The 18,990-nt window shown below is 69.7% G+C and carries 22 protein-coding genes and 1 pseudogene; 11 read left to right on the plus strand and 12 right to left on the minus strand.

The window, feature by feature from the left end:
• Positions 1-39 precede the first annotated feature (39 nt).
• Entirely contained in the window at positions 40-660 is a 621-nt protein-coding gene (gene grpE / locus AB0I68_RS13045) for a nucleotide exchange factor GrpE (RefSeq protein ID WP_363177315.1), read from the plus strand.
• Positions 661-703: 43 nt separating this feature from the next.
• Here grpE and AB0I68_RS13050 read toward each other — a convergent pair whose 3' ends face one another.
• The gene (locus AB0I68_RS13050) at positions 704-1,021 is read right to left on the minus strand and encodes a hypothetical protein (RefSeq protein WP_363177316.1); all 318 of its coding nucleotides are present in this window, start codon (positions 1,019-1,021) and stop codon (positions 704-706) included.
• Between the two features lie 128 nt (positions 1,022-1,149).
• Here AB0I68_RS13050 and AB0I68_RS13055 point away from each other — a divergent pair, with 128 nt between their 5' ends.
• Positions 1,150-2,151: a zinc-dependent alcohol dehydrogenase family protein gene (locus tag AB0I68_RS13055; protein ID WP_363177404.1), complete on the plus strand. Its 1,002-nt coding sequence runs from the start codon at positions 1,150-1,152 to the stop codon at positions 2,149-2,151.
• Positions 2,152-2,473: 322 nt separating this feature from the next.
• Here AB0I68_RS13055 and AB0I68_RS13060 read toward each other — a convergent pair whose 3' ends face one another.
• From AB0I68_RS13060 to AB0I68_RS13095, 8 genes are all read right to left on the minus strand, one after another.
• Entirely contained in the window at positions 2,474-2,884 is a 411-nt protein-coding gene (locus AB0I68_RS13060; RefSeq protein WP_363177317.1) for a DnaJ domain-containing protein, read from the minus strand.
• Between the two features lie 61 nt (positions 2,885-2,945).
• Complete coding sequence (locus AB0I68_RS13065) at positions 2,946-3,173, minus strand: hypothetical protein (protein WP_363177318.1); 228 nt, start codon at positions 3,171-3,173, stop codon at positions 2,946-2,948.
• Complete coding sequence (gene dnaK, locus AB0I68_RS13070) at positions 3,170-5,032, minus strand: molecular chaperone DnaK (RefSeq protein ID WP_363177405.1); 1,863 nt, start codon at positions 5,030-5,032, stop codon at positions 3,170-3,172. Before dnaK ends, AB0I68_RS13065 begins: the two co-directional genes overlap by 4 nt.
• 37 nt (positions 5,033-5,069) lie before the next feature.
• A complete protein-coding gene (locus tag AB0I68_RS13075; protein ID WP_363177319.1) occupies positions 5,070-5,429 on the minus strand; it encodes an STAS domain-containing protein in 360 nt (119 codons plus the stop codon).
• Positions 5,430-5,529: 100 nt separating this feature from the next.
• Positions 5,530-5,961 carry an Hsp20/alpha crystallin family protein gene (locus tag AB0I68_RS13080; RefSeq protein ID WP_363177320.1) on the minus strand — a complete coding sequence of 144 codons (432 nt, stop codon included), beginning with the start codon at positions 5,959-5,961 and terminating at the stop codon, positions 5,530-5,532.
• Positions 5,962-6,587: 626 nt separating this feature from the next.
• Positions 6,588-8,144 carry a multicopper oxidase family protein gene (locus tag AB0I68_RS13085; protein ID WP_363177321.1) on the minus strand — a complete coding sequence of 519 codons (1,557 nt, stop codon included), beginning with the start codon at positions 8,142-8,144 and terminating at the stop codon, positions 6,588-6,590.
• The gene (locus AB0I68_RS13090; protein WP_363177322.1) at positions 8,141-8,533 is read right to left on the minus strand and encodes a hypothetical protein; all 393 of its coding nucleotides are present in this window, start codon (positions 8,531-8,533) and stop codon (positions 8,141-8,143) included. Before AB0I68_RS13090 ends, AB0I68_RS13085 begins: the two co-directional genes overlap by 4 nt.
• A gap of 44 nt (positions 8,534-8,577) precedes the next feature.
• A complete protein-coding gene (locus AB0I68_RS13095) occupies positions 8,578-8,934 on the minus strand; it encodes a darcynin family protein (protein ID WP_363177323.1) in 357 nt (118 codons plus the stop codon).
• Between the two features lie 94 nt (positions 8,935-9,028).
• On the opposite strand from AB0I68_RS13095, the gene AB0I68_RS13100 reads away from it, so the two are divergent.
• On the plus strand, positions 9,029-9,748 hold the full coding sequence (locus tag AB0I68_RS13100; protein WP_363177324.1) for a TetR/AcrR family transcriptional regulator: 720 nt from the start codon (positions 9,029-9,031) through the stop codon (positions 9,746-9,748).
• Between the two features lie 805 nt (positions 9,749-10,553).
• Here the strand turns inward: AB0I68_RS13100 and AB0I68_RS13105 are convergent.
• Complete coding sequence (locus AB0I68_RS13105; protein ID WP_363177325.1) at positions 10,554-10,778, minus strand: hypothetical protein; 225 nt, start codon at positions 10,776-10,778, stop codon at positions 10,554-10,556.
• Positions 10,779-10,784: 6 nt separating this feature from the next.
• Here AB0I68_RS13105 and AB0I68_RS13110 point away from each other — a divergent pair.
• The 6 genes and pseudogenes from AB0I68_RS13110 to AB0I68_RS13135 form a co-directional block, all read left to right on the plus strand.
• Positions 10,785-10,925: pseudogene (locus AB0I68_RS13110) on the plus strand (MerR family transcriptional regulator); the annotation flags it as partial.
• Positions 10,926-11,071: 146 nt separating this feature from the next.
• Positions 11,072-11,398, plus strand: a complete 327-nt coding sequence (locus tag AB0I68_RS13115; protein ID WP_363177326.1) for a PadR family transcriptional regulator — start codon at positions 11,072-11,074, stop codon at positions 11,396-11,398.
• Positions 11,395-11,751, plus strand: a complete 357-nt coding sequence (locus AB0I68_RS13120; protein ID WP_363177327.1) for a DUF1048 domain-containing protein — start codon at positions 11,395-11,397, stop codon at positions 11,749-11,751. Before AB0I68_RS13115 ends, AB0I68_RS13120 begins: the two co-directional genes overlap by 4 nt.
• Position 11,752: 1 nt before the next feature.
• Complete coding sequence (locus AB0I68_RS13125) at positions 11,753-12,076, plus strand: DUF1048 domain-containing protein (protein WP_363177328.1); 324 nt, start codon at positions 11,753-11,755, stop codon at positions 12,074-12,076.
• 128 nt (positions 12,077-12,204) lie between these two features.
• On the plus strand, positions 12,205-13,191 hold the full coding sequence (locus AB0I68_RS13130; RefSeq protein WP_363177329.1) for an ATP-binding cassette domain-containing protein: 987 nt from the start codon (positions 12,205-12,207) through the stop codon (positions 13,189-13,191).
• Positions 13,188-13,979, plus strand: a complete 792-nt coding sequence (locus tag AB0I68_RS13135) for an ABC transporter permease (RefSeq protein ID WP_363177330.1) — start codon at positions 13,188-13,190, stop codon at positions 13,977-13,979. Before AB0I68_RS13130 ends, AB0I68_RS13135 begins: the two co-directional genes overlap by 4 nt.
• A 363-nt stretch (positions 13,980-14,342) precedes the next feature.
• Here AB0I68_RS13135 and AB0I68_RS13140 read toward each other — a convergent pair whose 3' ends face one another.
• Positions 14,343-15,320, minus strand: a complete 978-nt coding sequence (locus AB0I68_RS13140; RefSeq protein ID WP_363177331.1) for a LysR family transcriptional regulator — start codon at positions 15,318-15,320, stop codon at positions 14,343-14,345.
• Between the two features lie 115 nt (positions 15,321-15,435).
• On the opposite strand from AB0I68_RS13140, the gene AB0I68_RS13145 reads away from it, so the two are divergent.
• Entirely contained in the window at positions 15,436-16,248 is an 813-nt protein-coding gene (locus AB0I68_RS13145) for an inositol monophosphatase (protein ID WP_363177332.1), read from the plus strand.
• Between the two features lie 48 nt (positions 16,249-16,296).
• A complete protein-coding gene (locus AB0I68_RS13150) occupies positions 16,297-16,941 on the plus strand; it encodes an NAD(P)-binding domain-containing protein (RefSeq protein WP_363177333.1) in 645 nt (214 codons plus the stop codon).
• Between the two features lie 499 nt (positions 16,942-17,440).
• Here the strand turns inward: AB0I68_RS13150 and AB0I68_RS13155 are convergent, their stop codons facing one another.
• Positions 17,441-18,898, minus strand: coding sequence for a carboxylesterase family protein (locus tag AB0I68_RS13155; RefSeq protein WP_363177334.1), 1,458 nt, complete (start codon positions 18,896-18,898; stop codon positions 17,441-17,443).
• Between the last annotated feature and the right edge of the window lie 92 nt (positions 18,899-18,990).

Genomic DNA, 18,990 nt, shown 5'->3' on the forward strand with positions numbered 1-18,990 from the left:
ACCCGCACGCGGGGAGAGCAAGCCGAAGGGAGGAGAACGGTGAACCAGCCGAACCAATCCCGACCAGAGGAACAGCAGCCCTCAGTGGTCATCCGCGACAGGCGGCGGATCGACCCCGAGACCCTTCAGCCCAGGGAGCCCGACGAGGAGACGCCCGAGCGGGAAGGGGGCGAACACGTACTGGAACCGGTGGACCGGGCCGGCGCCCTGGAGGACCAGCTCGTCGAACGCACCGCCGACCTGCGGCGGGTGGAAGCGGAGTACGAGAACTACCGCAAGCAGGTCCAGCAGGACCAGGCGACCCGGGCGGAGATCACCATCGCCAAGGTCCTCGACAGCCTCCTGCCCGTTCTCGACGCCATCGACAGGGCCCGCGGGCTCGGTGAGGCCGACGGTGGGCTGTGGACTGTCGTGGAGGCCTTGGAGGAGCGACTCGCGGAGCTGGGGCTGGAGCGCGTGGGCGCGGAAGGCGAGCCGTTCGACCCGGCCCGTCACGAAGCCGTTGATCACCAGGTCTCGGACGAGGTGGACGCGCCGGTCTGCACGGCCGTCCTGCGTCCTGGCTACCGGGTGGGGCAGCGGCTGCTCCGCCCGCCCCGGGTTTCGGTCACCGAGCCCCCGGGGCGGGCGGCTCCGGCCGAGGCGGCGCCCGGGAGCTGAGCCGTCGGGCCGACGGGACCGCCGGGCCTCCGGAGCAGTCCGCTCATCCCAGATCGTCGCCGGCCAGCCGGAGTGCCACTTCCTGGAGGATCCCTTCGGTGTGCGGCTCGGCGCCCGTCTCCTCGTAGGCGTCCGCGACCGCCTCGAAGGCGGTGATGAATCCGCTGACCAGGGCGCTCAGCGGTTCGGACAGCTGACTCAGCATCGCCTGGCCGATCTCTTCGGGCGTCGCGTCGGCGGGAACGGTGAACTGGTCGGGAATGACCTCGCCCAGCAGATCCGAGACGAGGCTCTCGTCGACGCCGGCACGCAGACCCGTCAGGGCGGCGATGGCCTTGAGCTTGATCTCGTTCTCGGTCATGTTCCGAGGATGCCCTGGCAATGGCCGCGTCGGCATGCGCGCGGCGCGCTCGGCTTCAAGGATGGGAGCATCCGAAGCCGACGGCGGAGCCGAGGAGGGCCGAAGTGGATGCCCGAATTCCGAAGACGATGCGGGCCTGGGTGGCACCCGCCGCCCGCCCGGGGACGGTCGAGTGCGCCGAGCTTCCCGTACCCGCCCCGGCGCCCGAGGAGCTGCTGGTCCAGGTGCACGCGTGCGGTGTGTGTCGGACCGATCTGCACGTCCGCGACGGCGACCTGCCGCCCCACCGGGATCGGGTCGTACCCGGCCACGAGGCCGTCGGCGAGGTCGTCGCGACCGGCAGCGGGATCACCGGACCGCAGCTCGGCACCCGCGTCGGCATCCCGTGGCTGCGCAGCACGTGCGGTGCGTGCCGGTACTGCACGCGGGGCCGGGAGAACCTGTGTCCTGCCTCCCGCTACACCGGCTGGGACGCGCACGGCGGCTACGCCGAGTACGCCACCGTGCCCTCGCGCTACGCGTACGAGCTGCCGGCCGGCTACCGCGCCGAGGAGCTGGCCCCGCTGCTGTGCGCGGGCATCATCGGCTACCGGGCCCTGCGCCGCGCCGACCTGCCCGAACGCGGTCGCCTCGGCATCTACGGGTTCGGCGCCTCCGCCCACCTCACGGCGCAGCTCGCCATCGCCCAGGGCGCCGTCGTCCACGTACTCACCCGCTCCCCCGCCGCCCAGGCCCTCGCCCGGGAGCTCGGCGCCGCCTCGGCAGGCGACGCCGGGACAGGCCCGCCGGAGCCGCTGGACGCCGCGATCCTCTTCGCCCCCGACGGCGCCCTCGTCCCCGTGGCCCTCGAGGCCCTGGACAGCGGCGGAACGCTGAGCATCGCGGGGATCCACCTCTCCGACATCCCCCCGCTGGACTACCAGCTCCACCTCTTCCGCGAGCACACCGTCCGCAGCGTCACCGCCAACACCCGCGAGGACGGGCGCGCATTCCTCGCAGCGGCCGCCGAACACCGCCTCCGCCCGACGGTCACCGCGTACGACTTCGCACAGGCCGACACAGCCCTGGACGACCTCGCAGCCGGCAGGGTCCGAGGGGCGGCAGTGCTGCGGATGCCCGTCGGGGCGTGAACGGGGAGTCCACCTGGCCGGCCGACGGCAGCCCGCTGTGCCAGGTCCGGTTCGAGGATGGAACGAGACCCTCATGGATCCGGGCCCCGACACCGCCGTGCGCCACTTCGCTGAAGGCGAATAGTCGCCGCCGTGCCCGCCACCGGCATGGCCGTCGGCCCTCTGCCACGTGCACAGACCTTTCGCACATCCGGAAAGCGGCGGCCGAGCCGGGGAGGCAATGGATTGCCGGACGACCGTTCCCTGTTTCTCCAGGCTGGCGCAACGCATGTCAAAACCACCTGAAATTCGAGGGATAAGGAAACAGTAGCAATTGCGGGGGTTATATGCCGTAAAACAGCCACGCTATGAGCCGGTCGAGCGGGTCTTCGTACGGCTGTGGGGCAGCTCGGTGTACGACCGGATGAGGGTCCGCCGTGGTTTGTTGAAACGACTGTTCCGCGGTGTCTGCCGTGTACCTCACCCGCACGGGTATGCGTACCGGATGGCTGGCGGCCTGCGGCTCTTGACGGCGTTCGGCGTCGTAGGCGGACCGTCGCAGTGGATCGTGCAGGGTTTGGTAGGCGTCGATGACCTCGGCCAGTTCCGCAGCAGCCGTCGGCCCGCTCGGACGGGCGTCCGGGTGCAGGGCGCGGATCAGCGCGCGGTAGGCGCTTGTGATCTGCTCCGGGGACGCCTGCGCATGGAGCCCGAGGACGGTGTAATGGTCGCGCGGCGGGCGCGAGGCGCCCATTTTCCTCACCTCCGGAATGACCGGCCTCTCCCATCCGTGATAAGGCCCGCCGGGGATGTTGTCAACGTAACCCTGATTGGGTATTCGACTGGCGAGAAGCCGCAACCGAAGGGAGGCGATAGATATGCCCTCCAGGCGTTTCGTGTCCGCCGCCGCTCTCGGTGTGCTCGGGAATGCCGCTGTCTGCTGCTCTGAGCTCGAGAGTCACGGGGTCGATGCGTCGTTTGTCCTTGATCACGATGGCGGGTGGCTGCTTGCGCGGCCCGTCGGAAGCCTTTGTCGGGCTCATCGCGCGTCTCCCTTCGGGCTCTCGTCGTCGACGATCTCCGCGTCGACGACTTCTTCGTCCGTGCTGGACGACCCGGTGTCGGATGTCGGCCCGTCACCGCTTGCGGCGGCTCGTTGCGTGTCGTAGAGGGCGGTGCCGATCTTCTGGGCGACGGTGCCGGCGCGCTCTGTCGCCGTTCGGATGGCTGTCGTGTCCTGGCCCTTGAGCTTCTCCTTCAGGTCCGCGACGGCGGTTTCGGTCTCGGTCTTGAGGTCGGCCGGGATCTTGGACTCGTTGTCACGCAGCAGCTTCTCTGTCTGGTAGACGAGCTGTTCGGCGCTGTTGCGGGTCTCGGCCTCCTCCTTGCGGCGGCGGTCTTCCTCGGCGTGCTGCTCGGCCTCGCGGATCATGCGGTCGATGTCCTGGCGGGGCAGCGAGGAGCCGCCGGTGACGGTCATCTTCTGCTCCTTGCCCGTGCCGAGGTCCTTGGCCGTGACGTGCATGATGCCGTTCGCGTCGATGTCGAAGGAGACCTCGATCTGCGGGACGCCGCGCGGGGCCGGCGGCAGGCCGGTCAGCTCGAACATGCCGAGCTTCTTGTTGTACGCCGCGATCTCGCGCTCACCCTGGTAGACCTGGATCTGCACGGACGGCTGGTTGTCCTCGGCCGTCGTGAAGATCTCCGACCGCTTGGTCGGGATCGTGGTGTTGCGCTCGATGAGCTTGGTCATGATGCCGCCCTTGGTCTCGATGCCGAGGGACAGCGGGGTCACGTCGAGGAGCAGGACGTCCTTGACCTCACCCTTGAGGACACCGGCCTGGAGGGTCGCGCCGATGGCGACGACCTCGTCCGGGTTGACGCCCTTGTGCGGATCCTTCCCGGTCAGCTCCTTGACCAGCTCCGTCACGGCCGGCATGCGGGTGGACCCGCCGACCAGGATGACGTGGTCGATGTCCGAGACCTTGATCTTCGCGTCCTTGACCGCGTTGTGGAAGGGCGCCTTGGAGCGTTCCAGGAGGTCTGCGGTCAGCTGCTCGAACTGCGAGCGGGCGAGCTTCTCGTCCAGGTGCAGCGGGCCCTCGGCGGATGCGGAGATGTAGGGCAGGTTGATCGTCGTCTCCGTCGCGGCGGAAAGTTCGATCTTCGCCTTCTCCGCGCTCTCACGCAGACGCTGGAGTGCCATCTTGTCCTGGGACAGGTCGATGCCGTAGGCGTTCTGGAACTTCTTCACCAGATGGTCGACGATCTTCTGGTCCCAGTCGTCTCCGCCGAGGTGGGTGTCGCCGTTGGTGGACTTGACTTCCACCAGTCCCTCGCCGATCTCCAGCAGCGACACGTCGAAGGTGCCGCCACCGAGGTCGAAGACGAGGATCGTCTGGTTGTTTTCCTTGTCCAGTCCGTACGCCAGCGCGGCGGACGTCGGCTCGTTGATGATCCGCAGCACCTTGAGGCCCGCGATCTCACCGGCCTCCTTCGTCGCGGTGCGCTGCGAATCGTTGAAGTACGCCGGAACGGTGATCACGGCGTCCGTGACGTCCTCGCCGAGATACGCCTCCGCGTCCCGCTTGAGTTTCTGCAGGACGCGTGCCGAGATCTCCTGAGCCGTGTACCGCTTGCCGTCGATGTCTCCGGCATCCGGGAAACGCCAGTCCGCCTCGCCGATGTGGCGCTTCACGGACCGTGCGGTGCGGTCGACGTTCGTCACTGCCTGCCGCTTGGCGATCTCTCCGACCAGGACGTCTCCGCCCTTGCCGAAGGCCACCACGGAAGGGGTGGTCCTGTTTCCTTCGGTGTTGGTGATGACCGTGGGCTCGCCGCCCTCCAGGACTGCGACGACGGAGTTGGTCGTGCCCAGGTCGATCCCGACTGCGCGTGCCATCATCGGCTCCTCTCGGATCTGTGAACCTTTCGGCTTGTCAATGCGCCGACGTCCCCAGCAGGGCCGCGGCTGTACCGGTCTGGTGCAGGAGGCGTCGTACCAGGGGTGAGGTGACGCTCACCAAGCGCAGAACGGTGCCCCTTTCCGATGCCCGACGCCGGGCTTCCAGCAGGACGCCGAGTCCGTAGCAGTCGCAGAACTCGGCTCCGCTGAAGTCGACCTCCACCATCCGCGCACCATCGGACAACGCCTCATCCAGGGTCACCCGGAGCTGCGGCGCGCTCAGGATGTCGATCTCTCCCGACACGGCGACCTTGAGGTGCCCGTCGGCGCGCTGCCTGATCGTGGCCGCGAGAGGTGGTGTTTCGGACATGACCGCGTGCCTCTCTTCCTCCACCGGTCTTCCTCCACCGGCTGACGTGGCAGCCGGGGGACCGAGGATGGACGGCGGCCCGGGGGAAGGCCGGGCCGCCCTCCGCATTCCTGCCGCGCGTCCGTCAGGCGTTGATCTGCTTGCGTGAGCCGTCTGCGGCCCGGATCTCGATCTTCCGGGGCTTCGCCTTCTCTGCGACCGGAATGCTCAGCCGCAGGACGCCGCCCTCGTAGGAGGCCTCGATCCGTTCGGTGTCCAGCGTCTCCCCGAGGAACAGCTGGCGGCTGAAGGTGCCGGATGGGCGCTCCGTGATCAGCACGTCGCTGTCGTCTCCGGAGGCGGTGGTCCGCCGCTCAGCCCTGATGGTGAGCACGTTCTGTTCGACAGCCAGATCGATGGACCCGGGGTCCATGCCAGGCAGGTCCAGCTCGACGACGAAGGCATCACCCTCGCGGAAGGCATCCATGGGCATGGCCGTCGGCCGGGCCGCGGTTCCCAGAACCTGCTCGGTGAGCCGGTCCAGTTCACGGAAAGGATCAGTTCGCATGAGCATCATCGTTCACTCCTCTCCCGACTCGTCACAGATACACATGGCGACACCACCTATATAGCGCGCTGCAATAAACTTGACAAGAGTCGACTCAATGTATATGGCTGTGGCCGGGCCGGACCGGTAGGGTGCGGCGCAGCCCCTCTGCCAGGGTGCCTTCCCGCTGCCGAAGGCTCCGTTGATGCAGATGATCACTGCTCGTCGGACCTCCCTCGTGCCGTGTTCCGTCCAACAGCGGGGTCGGCGGCCTTGTCACGGCCGTGCCGAGCGACCACGATGCAGAGCCCGAGGGCTTCCCTCACTGCCAGCGTGCGCAGCGGTGGCCTGGGCCGCCGTGCAGGACCGCGACCGCGTAGCGGCCCCGTTCGGCGAGGGCCAGGTGCTCGGCCGCTTCGGAGAGCAGCCCGGTGCCGACGCCCCGGAACCGTCCAGCATGGCGTCCAGCAGCGCGTTCCGTCGCTCGCGGTCGCGTTCGGTGCGGGCGGTGTCGGTCTGCCGGCGCCATGGTGCTCAGCGATTGCTGGCCACTCGACAGCCGAGCGGGCTCGGGCCTGCGGGGCCGAGCCGGACTCCCGGCAGCCGCCGATCAATTCGCTGAGCCGGGATTGAACTCCCCGGCCAACAGACAGGGGTCAGGTGACCTGGAAGTTGCCCATCATGGCCATGTCTTCGTGTTCGAGGTTGTGGCAGTGGAGCATGTAGCGGCCCTTGTAGCCGGTGAAGCGGACGAGGGCCTCGACGGTCTCGTAGGGGCGTACGTCGACGGTGTCCTTCCAGCCGGCGTCCGTGGCGCCGGCTGGGTGGCCGCCGCGGGCGATGACCTGGAACTGGGCGAGGTGGACGTGGACGGGGTGGTGGAAGTCGCTGCTGAAGCGCCAGCGTTCCACGCTGCCCAGGCGGGGGCGGGCCAGGACGGTGTCGGGGTGGAACGGCTTGCCGTTGATGGTCCACATCTGCTGGTCGTCGCCGCTGCTGGTGCGCCGGAAGTCGAAGGCACGCAGGGGCATGCCCTGGGTGGGCGTGAGAACCTCGTAGCGGGTGGAGAGCCGGGCCGGTACACGGGTGGAGTCCCGGGCTGTGCGTACGACGTCGAAGCGCATGACGTCGCGCATACGGCCCTCGGCGGCGGTGTTGCACAGGGTGATGCGGCTGCCGACGGGCTGGTCGGCGAAGTCGACGATGACGTCGAAGCGTTCTCCGGGCGCGATGTCGATGGCGTCCAGGTGCTGGGGGGCGGGCAGCAGGCCGCCGTCGCTGCCGATCTGGACGAAGCGTCCGCGTCCGCCGCCTTCGACGTCCAGGCGCAGCTGGTAGCGGCGGGCGTTGGAGCCGTTCAGAAGACGGAGGCGGTATCGGCAGCCTGAGACCTCCAGCAGGGGCCAGGGTGCGCCGTTGACGAGCTGCACGTCGCCGAGGACGCCGTCGGGGAAGGTGTCGTGGGCGTGGTCGGGGTAGCGGAAGGAGCCGTCTTCGCTGAAGGAACGGTCGCAGAGCATGAGCGGGATGTCACGGTCGCCGCGCGGCAGCGGGAGCTCGTCCTCCTCGTCGTCGGTGATGAGGAAGAAGCCGGCCAGGCCGCGCCAGACCTGCGGGGCGCTGTGGTCCATGCGGTGGTCGTGGTACCAGAGGGTGGCCGCCTGCTGCGGCATCGGGTGGTCGTACGTGCGGTGGGCGACCGTGGTCTGCCCGCCGTGAGCATCCCCCGCATGCGGACGGGTCTGGCCGGGCGCGCAGCGGGTGGGCAGGAGCAGGTCGGTGGGGTAGCCGTCGGATTCCGGCGGGGTGATGCCGCCGTGCAGGTGGGTGACGGTGGGCACGGTCAGGTTGTTGTGGACGCGCACCTTGGTGCGGCGCCCGGTGCGGGCGCTGATGGTCGGGCCGGGGAAGATGCCGTCGTACCCCCAGACCGTGGTGGTGAGACCGGGCAGGATCCGGGCCTGGCCTTCGCGTTGTTCGAGTTCGTAGACGTCGGCGTCCTCTTCGGTGCGCGCGGGGCGGGCGGTCGGCGGGATGGGCAGTGGCGCCGCGAAGGGTGCTGGCAGGGGCGCCGTGCTCGCCAGTACCTGCCCGGTGGAGGCGCCGGCCAGCCGGGAGAAGCCCGCCGCGCCGAGGGTCATCGCAGCCCCGGCGGCGGCCAGCCCGAGGAAGGCGCGCCGGCCGGGAGCGGGCGGGCGGAGGCGGGGGTTCACTGGGCCACCTCCACCGGCGCCGGCAGTTCCTGCTCCGCCGGGCGGGGGCGGGGGCGGTAGGTGAAGGCCCAGCAGACCATCGCGGCGGCGCAGCCGAAGATCGCCATCCCCAGCGGCATGTGCGCGGCCAGCACCCGCGCCTCGCCCAGCGCCTGCTGCGCGCCGACGAGGGCGGCCAGCGCGATGCTCGCGGCGAGCGGCCAAGCGGGCCCGCCGAGCCGTCGCCACACCGCCGCGGCGGCTCCCGCCTGGAGAAGGGTGAGGGCAGCCAGGATGCCGGCGTTGGCCGAGTGCCAGGCCAGCAGGTCGAGGTCGCCCGTCACGAACAGGCCGGCCAGCGCCGCCTGCGCGAGGGTGTCCAAGAGCACCAGCACGGCCGTGGCCCGCATCAGGCGCACCGGCCACCACCGCGGTCGGCGGCTGCCGTAGCCGCTCACGCGCCGGCCCCGGTCTGCGGCGCGGCGCCGAGCGTGCGCTCGTACGCCTGGAAGCCGTCCCGGACACCGATGAGGATCTCGCCGAGGACGAGGTAGCCGTCGGTGATGAGCGGGGTGTCGCGCAGGGCCTCGATGAGGAAGTAGTACGAGCCCAGGTCCTCGGTCTCCAGGACGGCGAAGTCCGAGATCCGGCCGTTGAAGGCCTCGGCGTCGTAGAACCGGGCCGTGATCCGGTCCGCGTACCGGGCGAAGACGGGCTCGATGTGCGTGGCGCGCATCTCGTTGCGCTCCGCCCTCGTCAGCGCCAGCCAGCGCGGAGTGAGCGTGTACGTCAGCACGATCCCGTGGTTCATGAGCCCCCCAGAGCAATTGTTTACAGCGTTAACTCCGACGGGAAGCTAAAGTGATACCTGTTAACTTTGTCAAGTGGAGGGCAGGCCCACGGCCATGACGGATACTCCCGGAACCACGGCGGCCCGACGTCGCCACCGCGTCCGCGAGGAGGCGCTGGCCGACTCGATGCGCATCGCGCGGCGACTGCTGGTCGAGGAAGGACCGGGCGCGGTGACCGTACGGGCGGTGGCCCGGGAGATGGGCCTGACCGCACCCGGTCTCTACCGGTACTACGCAGGTCACCGGGAGCTGGTGCAGGCCCTGGTCTCGCACCTGTACGACGAGCTCGCCGCGGCCCTGGCCACAGCGTGCGAGGGGCAGCCGGCCGACGAGCCCGGTCGGCGGCTGCGCGCAGTGTGCCGTGAGTTGCGCTGGTGGGCGCTGGCCCACCCGCAGGAGTTCGCCCTGCTGTTCGCCAAGCCGGTCGCGGACGCCGACACCGCGCCGGGGGCCGCCGCCCACGACCCCAGCTGGCGTTTCGGCTCGGTCATCCTCGGACTGATGGTCCGGCTCTGGCAGCGCGGCACGATCCAGGCCCCCGCCGACCTCGATCCGGCCTGGACCACGCAGTTGGATGAGGTGCGCGAGCACCTGGGCGGCGAGCCCGTACCGCTGGAGGTGATCTATGTCTTCGTCAGTTGCTGGGCGCGGCTGTACGCGGCGGTCGCGGTGGAGGTCTTCGGGCACCTCGACTTCGCCCTCACCGATGCGGAGCCGCTCTTCGAGCGCACGGTCGGCGAGATCCTCACCGCGCTGGGCGACCCGGCCGCGTAGCTGTTGCCCGGGTCTGCGGCGGCGGCGATGTCAGCAGCGCCTGCGTGAACGCCCTGCCGGACCGGCCGCCACGTCGGCGCTGCCGTTCTCGCCCCGCGCGCGCCGGAGCATGCCGTAGCCGAGGCCGAGGAGCCCGAAGCCGACCTCGAGCGGTTCGACAAGTGGCTCGCCAAGATCGCTTCCGCCCCAAAGGCCGCGCTGCTCGCCGAGGCGATGCGCTCGGCGTTGCCGGTGACGACGCGGCCCGTGAGCGCCCCGTGAGCGGCCCCCGCTCACGCCGATCAGGCACAGGTCGGTGCAGCCCATCTCGACGACGTGGAGGAACAGGTCCCCTCGCAGGGCGTCCCGGTGGCCGACACAGGTGAACCCGCGGGGGCTCCCGTCCTCGTTGTCTTCCCACCCACCCCTGCTTGTCTCGTGTTCGAAAGCCCCGGCAGCCGCCGGGGCTTTCCCCATATCCGGAGGTTTCCATGACAGAACCTGCCTCTGCCGCTCGGTGTGCGGGTCCTGGTCGCGCACGGCCTGGCCGCGGCCACGCAGATCACCGAGCCGGAGCGAGAGCGGATGTGCGACTACCTCCTCGCCCGGCAGATGCCGGACGGCGGGTGGGCGTTCGGCGAGGAGATGCGGCAAAGCGACGTCGACGCCAGCTCGTACGCCGCGGGCCTGCCTGGCCAGCGTCGACCCCGTCCGGTACAGATCTGGAGAGCGCCGCCGGGTACTTCCGCGCCATCGCAGGGGAGGACGGCGGCTACCCCAGCTACGTGCCTTCAGTACTCGGTTCAGCTCGTCCCCGGCCTCGTCGTTACCCGGCGTCGGCGATCCGTTGAAGCTCGCGCAGGCCGCCGTTGAAGGCCGCGCGTCGAGTGGGCAGAAACCCGGCGCGCATGGATCTCTCGTCCAATGGTTCGCTCAGTTCCCCGAGGTCGCCGGCCGTGTCGGCGACCTCGGCCAGCCGGTCCAGAGCGGTCTCGTTGCCCTCGTCGGCCAGCTCGCGCAGGGTCTCTCGATCGATGTTCGTGTTCTCCATGTCGCCATGCACGACAAGGGCCTGCTCCCTGAGCCCGACCGCGATGCGTCCGGCTACCGGCAGTACGGCGCGAACGACGCCATCGACTTGATCAAAATTCGGACGTTTGCCGAAGCCGGCGTCCCCCTGGCCCGTATCCGGGACCTGCAGGCAACGCAAGGTCGCCTGCGCGAGCTCGCTGCCGGGCAGAGGGCCCGGTCCGTGTTCGCCGATCGCTGGCGGGCTCCACTACTCGGTGATACCGTGTAGTGGTACTCGGTACTACGAAGTACCGATGCCGAGGAGGATTCGCGTTGGACGACCTGACGGAGATGTTGAAGGGCACGCTCGAAGGGTGCGTGCTCGAAATCATCGGCAGCGAGGAAACCTACGGGTACGCCATCACCCGTCAGCTGAACGAGCTCGGCTTCGCCGACGTCGTCGAGGGGACGGTGTACACCATCTTGCTGCGTCTGGAGAGGAACAAACTCGTCCAGGTGACGAAACGACCGTCCGAGGTCGGTCCGCCGCGCAAGTTCTACGCGCTCAACGACGCCGGACGCGAGGAACTCGCGAAGTTCTGGACGAAATGGCAGTACGTCTCATCACGCATCGACAGGCTCAAGGAGGGCGGGAGATGAACTTCTGGGAGACCATCACAGGCAGCGATCTCACCAGGGAATGGAAGGCGTTCGAAGCACGGGGCGAGGCCCTGCCAGACGACTACCGGGCGGCGTGGGAACAGATCAAGGCTCACCTCCTTCCCCATGGCGACTTCACCGGCCGCAACCTGATGCCGATCCTCGACGCCGCCCTGGCGCTGCTCGAAGAAACAGCGGCGGACGGGCAGAGCGTCCACGAGGTGCTCGGCGACGACATCCGAGGCTTTTGCGCGGCGCTGGCCGGCGGAGAAGGGGCTCGCACCTATCGCGACCGGTGGCGCGAGCAGTTGAACAGGAACGTCGCAAGGAAACTGAGCCAGCTGGGAGGCTGACGTGAGCATCCAAGACATCATCGAAGGCAAGAAGCAGTGGCGGGCCCACACGGCTCGGGTCAAAGCACTCCCGCCGGACTACCAGATCGTCTACAAGGAGATGCAGAAGTACCTGTTCAAGGTCGGACCGATCGACCTGCCTGACGGGCCCCTGCTCCCCGGGATCGTCGACTTCTTCGAGGAGGGCGTCGCCGCAGGCAAGGGGGTCCTGGAACTCATCGGCACGGACGTCGCCGCGTTCTGCGACGACCTGGTCAAGGACTCCCGCACCTACGCGGACGTCTACCAGGAGTCCATCACGCAAGCCGGCACGGCCGAGAAGTAGCACCCGTCGCCTCATACCAGCGAGCGTAGCCCGCACCGCCGTTCGCCTCGGCGCAGCGCGAACAGGTGCGGGCCACCGCCCCCTGCATCGTCAGCCTCCGATAGGAAGCCACCATGCCTTCATCTGTCATGCCCATGTCCAGACACGGTGACGGTCACCCGTCGCCGACCGCAGTCTCCGCCGTCGGGCTCCGCAAGTCGTACGGCGAAAAGCTCGTCCTCGACGGTATCGATCTGCGCGTCCCGGCCGGGTCTGTGTTCGCGCTGCTCGGCCCGAACGGCGCGGGCAAGACCACCGCCGTGAAGATCCTGTCCACGCTCATCACCGCCGACGCAGGCGACCTGCACGTCGGCGGGCATGATCTGGCCGCCGACCCGCAGGCGGTGCGTGCCGCGATCGGTGTCACCGGGCAGTTCTCCGCCGTCGACGGCCTGATCACCGGCGAGGAGAACATGCTCCTCATGGCGGACCTGCACCACCTGCCCAAGAGCGAGGGCCGGCGGGTCGCCGCCGAACTGCTGGAGCGCTTCGACCTGGTGGAGGCTGCGAAGAAGCCCGCCTCGACCTACTCCGGCGGTATGAAGCGCCGCCTGGACCTCGCGATGACGCTGGTCGGCAGCCCGCGGATCATCTTCCTCGACGAGCCGACGACCGGGCTCGACCCGCGCTCCCGCCACAACATGTGGGGCATCATCCGCGGCCTCGTCGCCGACGGCATGTCCGTCTTCCTCACCACCCAGCACCTGGAGGAGGCCGACGAACTCGCCGACCGCATCGCGGTGCTGAACGACGGGAAGATCGCCGCCGAGGGCACCGCCGAGGAGCTCAAGCGGCTCATCCCGGGCGGGCACATCCGACTCCGCTTCACCGACCCGGTCGCCTACCAGTCCGCCGCTGACTCCCTGCGCGAGGTCACCCGCAACGAGGAGGCACTGTCGCTGTCCATCCCCAGCGACGGCAGTCAGCGCGAACTGCGCTCCGTCCTCGACTGGCTCGATTCCGCCGGCATCGAGGCGGACGAACTGACCGTCCACACCCCCGACCTCGACGACGTGTTCTTCGCCCTCACCGGCCCGGCCACCGTCCCCAACCAGCCCAAGGAGAACGCCCGGTGAGCTCCCTGTCTCTCGCGGTACGCGACTCGAACACGATGCTGCGCCGCAACCTGCTGCACGCACGGCGCTACCCGTCCGGGACCCTCAACCTGCTGCTCACGCCGATCATGATGCTGCTGCTCTTCGTCTACATCTTCGGCGACGTGATGAGCGCGGGCATCGGCGGCGGCAGCGCCGACCGCTCCGACTACATCGCCTACATCGTCCCGGGGCTGCTGCTGATGACCATCGGCAGCACCGTGATCGGGGCCGCGGTGTACGTCTCCATGGATATGACCGAAGGTCTCATTGCCCGCTTCCGCACGATGGCGGTCTACCGCCCTTCGCTCCTCATCGGGCACGTCGTCGGCAGCGTGCTGCAATCGGTCGTGAGCGTGCTCCTCGTCGGCGCCGTCGGCGTGGCCATCGGCTTCCGCTCCACCGACACAACCGTCCTGGAGTGGCTGGCAGCACTCGGGCTCATCGTGCTCTTCGCCCTGGCGCTGACCTGGATCGCGGTCGGCATGGGCCTGGCCAGCCCCAACCCCGAGGCGGCCAGCAACATGGCCATGCCGCTGATCCTCCTCCCCCTCATCTCCAGCGCCTTCATCCCGGCCGACACCATGCCCGGCTGGTTCCAGCCGATCGCCGAGTACCAGCCCTTCACCCCCGCCATCGAAACCCTCCGCGGCCTCCTCCTCGGCACCGAGATCGGCAACAACGGCTGGATCTCGATCGCCTGGTGCGTCGCTCTGATCGCGCTCGGCTACCGCTGGTCGACGGCGCAGTTCAACCGCGACCCGAAGTAGCCACGATGACCGCGCCGGCCGCCTCCCGCAGCACGTCCCCGCCCCGCCCACGGGCAGATCCGCTCCCGTTGCCCGGCTGGTGGCGGGGCTAGACGAGCCGTGGCGAGCGCCGGCTCCCGCACGGAGGGGCATGGCCAGGACATGACAGAGCCTTGTGCCGGTGTCCCGTTCACCTCAGGAGCCGGATGGCGGGGTTCGCCGGCTGCGTGCCCAGCCTGCCGTTCTCCAACGGGGACAATGGAGCGCTCCGACCCCGACCTGCCCGGCGGCCTGCGCCTGCTGCGCGACCCGGAAGCCACCGACGAAGATTGACCGGGTCGTACTGGCCCTCGCACGAATAGCCGATGTTCACGAGAACGGGAGTCAGCCTCCCTGGGCCTGTTCCCGGGCGTACCCGTCACTGCCCGGTCCGGGCGTGAGGGCCTGTTGGGAGGCGGTCGGTGGCGTGAACAGTGTCCGGACGGTTTCGGTGGCCAGGTCTCGCAGCCAGGTGTGGGCGCGGTCGTCGTCGTAGCGCTGGTGCCACAACAGGTACAGGGGGACCTCGGGCAGCGGGAGTGGCGGCGGCAGTGTGGCGAGGCCGAGTTGTTCCCGGGCTGCGCGGGTGACCGCGTCGGGGAGGGTGACGACCAGGTCGGTGTCGAAGGCGAGTTGCAGCGCGAAGGCGGCGGTGGGTCCGGCGGCGACGACGCGTCGTTCGAGGCCGCGGGTGGTCAGGGCGTCGTCGATCGGGTCGCGCAGGCTTCCGCGTCGCGAAACGGTGAGGTGTTCGGCGGCTGCGTAGCGCTCGATGCTCAGCGGGCCTTCGGTGAGGGGGTGGCCTGGTCGGACGGCGATGACCAGCCGGTCGCTGCCGACGAGGCGGTGGCGGATGTCGGGGAGCGTCGGAGCGCTGGAGCTCGATTCGAGGTCGACCTCACCCCGGCGCAGCTCGGCGTCGTCCGTCCCGGGTTCGGCGGACAGGCGCAGCCGGACGCCGGGGGCCTGGCCGTGGACGGCGGTGATCAGGGCGGTGCCGCAGGCGGCGGTCAGGGCGTCGTGCCAGCGCACGGTGAATACCCGGTCCAGAGCTGCCAGGTCGAGTTCTTGCTGCGCGGAGAGAAGGTGGTGGGCCTGCTGTACGAGGGCGTGGACCTGGGCGCGCATGGCCAGTGCGCGGGTGGTGGGAACCATGCTGCGGCCGGTGCGGACCAGGATCTGGTCACCGGTGGCCTTGCGGATGCGGCCCAGGGAGCGGCTCATCGCCGGTGGGGTGACGTGGAGGCGTGCTGCGGCGCCGGCGACGCTGCCCTCTTCCAGTAGTGCGTCCAAGGCCATGAGCAGGTTCAGATCCAGTTGCATGGCAGTAACTCTATAACTGAATAGCATGCACTTGTTGTTAACGACCGGGAGGCCTACCTTCGAAGTGCAGGCGCAAGACAAGCCGCCCGCATACATCGAATCCAGGGAGCCCACCATGAGCACAGCCATGCCTTTCGCCGCCGGCACGACGCTCCTGTCCGAGGTGACCGCCGCGGTGAAGACCGCAGGCCTCACCCTGCGCGACCGCCACACCCCGCACGCCCGGGGCGTGAGCCTGGAGGAGGTCGTCGCTGAGATCCACGCCAACGACGACGCGGTGCTGGACGTGCTGCGGGAACCGCTGCTGCGGGCCCGGCGGGGATCGCAGTGGGCCGAGGACGAGCTGGCCGGCGGTGCGCTCCCGTCGGGAGAGTGGTGGGTCGTCGACCCCGCCGAGGGCAACATCAACCACGTTCACGGCATGGAGGACTGGGCCGTGACCGCCACCCTGGTCCGCGACAACCAGCCGGTGCTCACCGTCGTCCACCTGCCACTGACCGGCGACACCTACACCGCTGTCGCCGGCGGCGGTGCCCGCCTCAACGAGCGGCCCCTGAAGGTGTCCGCCAAGTCCGATCTGGGCGCCGCGCTCGTCGGCACCGGCCAGGCCAGGCCCGGCGAGGACGAGCGCACCTTCCGGCGGATCGGTGACTCGGTCACCGCCATGCTCATCAACGGCCTGGTCGTACGCGTGTCCGTTCCCGCCACGATGCAGCTCATCCACGTCGCGGCCGGACGCACGGACGCCTTCTGGCAGTTCTCCGACGTCCGCTCCGGCCTGGTCGCCGGTGCGCTGCTGGTCTCCGAGGCCGGAGGCACCGTCACCGACCTGGCGGGCAAGCCCTGGAACACGGGCAGCCGCGACTTCCTGGCCGCCGCCCCCGGCATCCACACCGCCGCCCTCAAGGTCCTGTCGCCGATCGCCTGACCGGACACCTCCGCTCTGCCCACCTCACACCGCAAGGAGCATCACCTCATGACCAACATCGGCATCCTGGGCGCCGGCCGCGTCGGAACCAACCTCGCCGGCAAGCTCTCCGCAGCCGGACACCGTGTCACCCTCGGTGTCCGGAACCCGGAAGAGACCGCAGCGCCTGCCGAAAGCATCGACCCCCGCATCTCCTTCGCCGACCAGCGCACCACCGCCCGCACCGCGGACATCGTGATCAACGCGACGCCCGGCGACAGCACCCTGGACCGCCTCACCGATCTGCGCGCCGAACTCGCCGGGAAGATACTGGTCGACGTCTCCAACGCGACCCGCGACGCCGACGACGGCCTGCCCGCCGCCCTGTGCTACCCCGGCAGCAGCCTCGCCGAGCAACTCCAGGCCACCCTGCCCGACACCCGTGTGGTCAAGACCCTCAACACCATGTTGTTCATGGTCATGACTGCCCCCGAAACCCTGGCCACCCCGCCGACCGTCTACGTATCGGGTAACGACGAACACGCGAAGAAGACAGTCACCGGCCTGCTCGACGACCTGGGCTGGCAGCCCGCATGGATCGAGGACCTCGGCGACATCACCACAGCCCGCGCCACCGAGGCCATGATCCTCGTGGTGCCCCACATCCTGCGCCGACACGGCTTCCGGCCCTTCGCCGTATCCCTCGCCCACTGACCCCGCCAGGGCCGGCACCACGGAGCGGGAGCCGGCCCCGAATGAGGAAGCTGCCCGCAACTTCCCCCGGTTCGCCGAGGCGGACAGCAGCCGGGCGCACTCTCACTCGCAGCAGCAGCCACCACCGAACGTACCGGGATGGATGCGCACAGTCACGGGCGCCCGGTGGCACTGTTCGATCAACAGGCGCCGCATGGGCGCCTCCGGCTGGCGGACGCGTGGATCGACGCATCCATCGGGGTGCTCCCCACCCCCCGCATCCCTCCCATGGGGGCTGCCGGAAACCGGGGTGTGAGTAGGTTCGAGCACGGCGAGCTGGGAGGCGAGTTCCTGCTGGGCGGTCGAGCAGCGGGCGTACCCGATCCGGATCGGCTTGGCCGCCGCGCCGGTCGGCAGACGGATCCGGGCGAGCGGGTTCGGGTTACGCAGGTGAAGCGTCCCTACGTGGCGTGGCGCTGGTAGGGCGGGATGCCGGGGCCGTCGTCGGTGAGGGCGACGATCAGTCTGTGCCCAGGCGTTCGACGTGCCCGTCGTCCTCTTGGTGGGCGGGCCATCCGGGGGTGCCGGTTTCGGCGAAGCGGATCCACGTCTGGTGGATCTTGCGGGCCAGTTCGGCGGGGGGTGGGGTGGTACCGAGGAGGGCGTGGGGGCCGTGCAGGGAAGCCAGTGTCAGGCGGTCGAACACGAAGGGCATTTCCATGACGTGGCTCGCGCCGAGTTGTCCGCTGAGTGCGTCGGAGCGCCACGCGAATTCGTAGCGGTAGGTCCGCCCGGATGCGGCGGCGGCGTGTGCGGCGGCCATCCGCCGGGTGCCGGCCGTGAACAGGCCGTCGCCGAGGATGAGGGTGCGCAGTTCGGCGGGGCCGGCGTCCGGGTGTCTTGCCCGGTAGGCGCGCACGGAGTCGACCGGGCCGGGGCCGGGGTCGGACTGGAACAGGGCAGCGGTGTTGCGGAGGTCGGCTTCTGTGGTGGCGCCCAGGATGCCGAGCGGGGCGAGGTAGAGGCTGCCTTCGTCGAGGTTGGAGCCGATCATGAGGTCGATGCCGGTGTCCATGGCGGCCAGCGCGTCGGCGGGTTGTCGGCGGGCGACCAGGCTGAAGGGGGTGATGCCGCCCAGCGGGTGGTGGTGGGTGGGGGTATGCAGGTCCAGTCCGGTCAGGCGGGGCAGGAGGTCGACGAGGAGGGTGTCCGGGACGTCCGCCAGGGCCTTGGCCGTGCAGGCGATGTCCAGTTCGCGTCCGACCCGCGTGGTGACGATGCGGGCCTGGTCGGGGGTCAGGGCGCCGGTGCCGGTGCCGCTTTGGATGATGGCCCGCCGCACCAGGCCGGGTGCGGCCGGATCGGAGAGGATGCCGCCGACGATGATGGCTCCGGCGGACTGGCCGAAGAGGGTGAGGTTGGCGGGGTCGCCGCCGAACCGGTCGATGTTGTCGCGGATCCAGCGCAGGGCGGCGAGCACGTCGAGCATGCCTCGGTTGTCGGGTGCGTCCGGCAGGTGGAGGAAGCCGGGGATGCCGAGGCGGTAGTTGACGGTGACCAGGACCACGCCGTCGCGGGCGAAGGCGGTGCCGTCGTGGAGCGGTGCCCGGTTGGAGCCGGCGACGAAGCCTCCGCCGTGGACGAACACCATGACCGGCCGCCGCCCCTGTCCGTCGGGCCGTGGTGCCCAGATGTTCACGGTGAGGTAGTCCTCGCCGCGCTGCCAGCCGGGGCCGAAGTAGGGCGACATGTCCAGGGTGCCGAAGGCGTCCCGGGCGGGCTGGGGCGCGGTGGGCCCCGGCCGTGCCGCGTCCCGTACCTCGGTCCATCCGGCGTGCGGACGCGGCTTTGCGAAACGCTCACGGCCCGTGGGCGGGGCGGCGTAGGGAATGTCGAGGTAGACGGTTCCGTGGTCGTGGCGGCGACCGCGGACCGGGCCGTGGGTGGTGGTGATCGTGGTGAGATCGGCGGGGTTCACCGTGTGTCTCCTTGCTGCCGGTCTCTCCGGCCGTACCGCCGCCCCGGCGGGTCCCGGGGCGGCGGTCGTCGTGGGGATGGGTACGGGAGCCG

Origin of the sequence: Streptomyces sp. NPDC050448 (genome assembly GCF_040655295.1) — a bacterium.
In the GTDB taxonomy this organism is placed as follows: domain Bacteria; phylum Actinomycetota; class Actinomycetes; order Streptomycetales; family Streptomycetaceae; genus Streptomyces.

Coding starts and splice junctions, on each gene's coding strand:
- AB0I68_RS13050 (WP_363177316.1), bottom strand. CDS start 1,021: ATGACCGAGAACGAGATCAAGCTCAAGGCCATCGCCGCCCTGACGGGT.
- AB0I68_RS13055 (WP_363177404.1), top strand. CDS start 1,150: ATGCGGGCCTGGGTGGCACCCGCCGCCCGCCCGGGGACGGTCGAGTGC.
- AB0I68_RS13060 (WP_363177317.1), bottom strand. CDS start 2,884: ATGGGCGCCTCGCGCCCGCCGCGCGACCATTACACCGTCCTCGGGCTC.
- AB0I68_RS13065 (WP_363177318.1), bottom strand. CDS start 3,173: ATGAGCCCGACAAAGGCTTCCGACGGGCCGCGCAAGCAGCCACCCGCC.
- dnaK (WP_363177405.1), bottom strand. CDS start 5,032: ATGGCACGCGCAGTCGGGATCGACCTGGGCACGACCAACTCCGTCGTC.
- AB0I68_RS13080 (WP_363177320.1), bottom strand. CDS start 5,961: ATGATGCTCATGCGAACTGATCCTTTCCGTGAACTGGACCGGCTCACC.
- AB0I68_RS13090 (WP_363177322.1), bottom strand. CDS start 8,533: ATGCGGGCCACGGCCGTGCTGGTGCTCTTGGACACCCTCGCGCAGGCG.
- AB0I68_RS13095 (WP_363177323.1), bottom strand. CDS start 8,934: ATGAACCACGGGATCGTGCTGACGTACACGCTCACTCCGCGCTGGCTG.
- AB0I68_RS13100 (WP_363177324.1), top strand. CDS start 9,029: ATGACGGATACTCCCGGAACCACGGCGGCCCGACGTCGCCACCGCGTC.
- AB0I68_RS13105 (WP_363177325.1), bottom strand. CDS start 10,778: ATGGAGAACACGAACATCGATCGAGAGACCCTGCGCGAGCTGGCCGAC.
- AB0I68_RS13120 (WP_363177327.1), top strand. CDS start 11,395: ATGAACTTCTGGGAGACCATCACAGGCAGCGATCTCACCAGGGAATGG.
- AB0I68_RS13130 (WP_363177329.1), top strand. CDS start 12,205: ATGCCCATGTCCAGACACGGTGACGGTCACCCGTCGCCGACCGCAGTC.
- AB0I68_RS13140 (WP_363177331.1), bottom strand. CDS start 15,320: ATGCAACTGGATCTGAACCTGCTCATGGCCTTGGACGCACTACTGGAA.
- AB0I68_RS13145 (WP_363177332.1), top strand. CDS start 15,436: ATGAGCACAGCCATGCCTTTCGCCGCCGGCACGACGCTCCTGTCCGAG.
- AB0I68_RS13150 (WP_363177333.1), top strand. CDS start 16,297: ATGACCAACATCGGCATCCTGGGCGCCGGCCGCGTCGGAACCAACCTC.